Annotated in this window: 4 protein-coding genes; 2 read left to right on the top strand and 2 right to left on the bottom strand. The window is 74.6% G+C overall.

The features are described 5' to 3' along the window. Both AB0H81_RS44525 and AB0H81_RS44520 read right to left on the bottom strand, forming a co-directional pair. Positions 1-740: ATP-binding protein (locus tag AB0H81_RS44525; RefSeq protein ID WP_358388509.1), on the bottom strand; the 740-nt coding region annotated here is incomplete at its 3' end. An 82-nt stretch (positions 741-822) separates the two neighbouring features. Then, a complete protein-coding gene (locus AB0H81_RS44520; protein ID WP_358388506.1) occupies positions 823-2,076 on the bottom strand; it encodes a PP2C family protein-serine/threonine phosphatase in 1,254 nt (417 codons plus the stop codon). Positions 2,077-2,114: 38 nt separating this feature from the next. On the opposite strand from AB0H81_RS44520, the gene AB0H81_RS44515 reads away from it, so the two are divergent. Together AB0H81_RS44515 and AB0H81_RS44510 are read left to right on the top strand one after the other, a co-directional pair. Continuing rightward, entirely contained in the window at positions 2,115-2,408 is a 294-nt protein-coding gene (locus tag AB0H81_RS44515; RefSeq protein ID WP_358388502.1) for a hypothetical protein, read from the top strand. Then, positions 2,387-2,557, top strand: a complete 171-nt coding sequence (locus AB0H81_RS44510) for a hypothetical protein (RefSeq protein ID WP_358388500.1) — start codon at positions 2,387-2,389, stop codon at positions 2,555-2,557. The genes AB0H81_RS44515 and AB0H81_RS44510 overlap by 22 nt, the downstream gene beginning before the upstream one ends. The last annotated feature ends 104 nt before the right edge of the window (positions 2,558-2,661 follow it).

Genomic DNA, 2,661 nt, shown 5'->3' with positions numbered 1-2,661 from the left:
CCGCTGCCGCTGGCCTGCGCGTGCGGTCCCAGCCGGCCGGCCCGCTGCTCGGGCGTCAGGGCGTCCGACAGCTCGGCCAGCGCCAGCGGGTTGCCCGCCGCCTCCTCGGCGACCCTGCGGCGCACCTGGAGCGGAAGGCCGGGCGCGCGGCCGGTGAGGAGCTCGCAGGCGGCCGCCTCGTCCAGCGCCGCCAGCGGCATCCGGGGGATCCCGGCCGCCTCGCCGAACCCGGCCCTCCGCGGCCTCCCTGGTACGCCGTCACCGGCGGTGAAGATCATGGCGATCCGCTCCCCGCCGAGCCTCCTGGCCGCGAAGAGCAGCGCGTCCGCCGACGCCCCGTCCAGCCGGTGCGCGTCGTCCACCACGCACAACACCGGCCGCTCGGCCGCCAGGTCCGCCAGCAGCCCCAGCACGGCCGGTCCCGCGAGCCGGGCCCGCGACCGGTCGGGCGCCTGTTCCACCGCCTCGCGCAGCGCCTCCGCCTGGGCGGCGGGCAACCGGGCGGCGCGGTCGAGGAACGGGCCGAGCAGCGGGTACAGCGCCGCGAACGGCAGCTCGCTCTCCGCCTCGATGCCCAGCGCGCGCAGCACCAGGAAGCCGGCGGGCGCGACGTGGTCCAGGAGGGCGGTCTTGCCGATGCCGGTCTCGCCCGTGACCACGACCGCCCCGCCGTGCCCCGCCCGGGCGGAGGCCAGCAGCGCGTCGATCCGGGCCTGCTCGTCGGCGCGTCCGTACAGCATCCACCCTCCTGACGATCAAGTCAGGAGTCAGTATGAGACCTTGTCCACCCCCGGGTAAGGGGGCCTCCGGCGGTGCGCGTGGTCAGGGGACGAGCTGCTGCTCGCGCTGGGTGCGCCATTCGACGAGCATGACCGTGGCGTCGTCCTGGAGGCGGTCCTGCTGGTGTTCGAGGAGTGTCTGGATGAGCCGGCGCAGCGTCTCGGGCGGCGGCACGCCGTCGGCCTCGCGGCGGATGACGAAGTCCACGAACCGCTCCAGGCCGAACACCTCCCCGTCCGGGCTGCGCGCCTCGATGACCCCGTCGGTGTAGACCAGCAGCCTGTCGCCCGGTTCGAGCTGGTAGCGGGACGGCGGGTGGACGGCGCCCAGCCTGAAGCCCATGGGCGGGTCCGGCTCGGCCTTGAGCGTGGCCACCAGGCGGCCGTGGCGCAGCACCAGCGGCGGGTGGTGGCCGCGGTTGACCCACCGGAGGACACCGGTGCGCAGGTCGAGGGTGGCCAGGACCCCGGTGGCGAACTGGGTGCCGCCGAACTGTTCGAAGACGGCCGCGTCCACGGCCTCGCTGATGCCGAGCAGGTCCACGTCCTCGCGGCGGGTGTTGCGGCAGGCGCCCACCGCGATCGTGGCCGTGAGCCCCGCGGCCGTGTCGTGCCCCATGGCGTCGAACACCGCCAGGTGCAGCACGTCACCGGCCACCGCGTAGTCGAAGGCGTCCCCGCCCGCCAGGTAGGCGGGCTCCAGGGCAGCACTGACCACGACGCGCCCGGTCGCGAACGTCCGCACCGGCAGCAGGGTCCACAGCATCTCCGCCGACAGCTGCATGGGCTGGGCGCGCACGAGCCGGGCGTAGGTGTCGCTGCTGTTGCGCTTGTTGGCCACGATGAGCGCGGTCAGGGCGGCGAGCTGCGCGGCCCGCCACCGGACGCGCTCGTCGTCGCGGGGCACGGTGACAGCGAGCACGCCGAGCCGTTCGGTGCCGTCCAGCAGCGGCAGGTACATCCGGCGCGGCTCCTGCGCGGAGGGCGGCTGCGCCGCCTCGGGCTCGGCGGCGGCCGGGCCGCTGGTGGGCCTGGTCTGGACGATGTCCAGGGTGCGGAAGGCGCGTCCCGCCACGGTGGAGTCGACCCGGATGCGTTCGAACGGCGCGCCGTCCTCGTGCCGCTGGCCGGGCAGCGGGACGAGGTACTGCTGCTGCAGGTCGGCCACGTAGACGAGCACGTCGGAGAAGCCCACGTGCTCCGCGTGCCGGCCGACCAGCCAGGGCAGCTCCTCGAGCGTGGCGAGGTGGTGGGCGGCGACCAGGCCGCCCAGCATGCGCTCACCGTTGTCCCGCACGCGCTCACTCCTCGTAGTCCTTGACGTCCTTTCTACCGGTGTCCTGCGGGTTTGGCACTGATGTACGGGCCGGGCCGGACCGGTGTCCCGGTGGCCGGCGATTCACCGGAGACCGGCGCGCCGACGACACGAGTGACACGCCCGCGCTGGTGCTGGCGGGATACGTGCGCATCTCCACGATCACGTTCATCGGGGTGGCGGTGTTCGCCGGGCTGACGTACGCCATCACCACGCACCGCGGCGCCCTGCTGGTCCTGGCCGCCGGCCCGTACACCGCGCTGACCGCGATGAACATGATCGCCGGCATCGCGTGGCGGCGACGTTCGCCGTGACGGCCGCCGCGATCATGCGTACGCGGGTCCTTCCCGTGTGGATGGCCTGGTTCGCGATCGTCGTCGCGGCGCTCAAGCTGCTGACCGCGCTGGTCCGCGAGCACCTGCCTGTGCCCGCGGCGGGCGCGCGTCCGGTGATGGGGCACTAGACGGACGCGCCGGTACGGCGGGCGCGGTGGACGCGCCCAGGCGCCCGGCCCGGCGTTCCGGAGATCGGTGTCGCTCTTGCCGGTGTCCCGCGCATTGGCGTCCC

Origin of the sequence: Nonomuraea sp. NPDC050691 (genome assembly GCF_040654455.1) — a bacterium.
Lineage (GTDB): Bacteria > Actinomycetota > Actinomycetes > Streptosporangiales > Streptosporangiaceae > Nonomuraea.
Note: the sequence above shows the minus strand (reverse complement) of the source record. Positions and strands in the feature narration are given on the sequence as shown.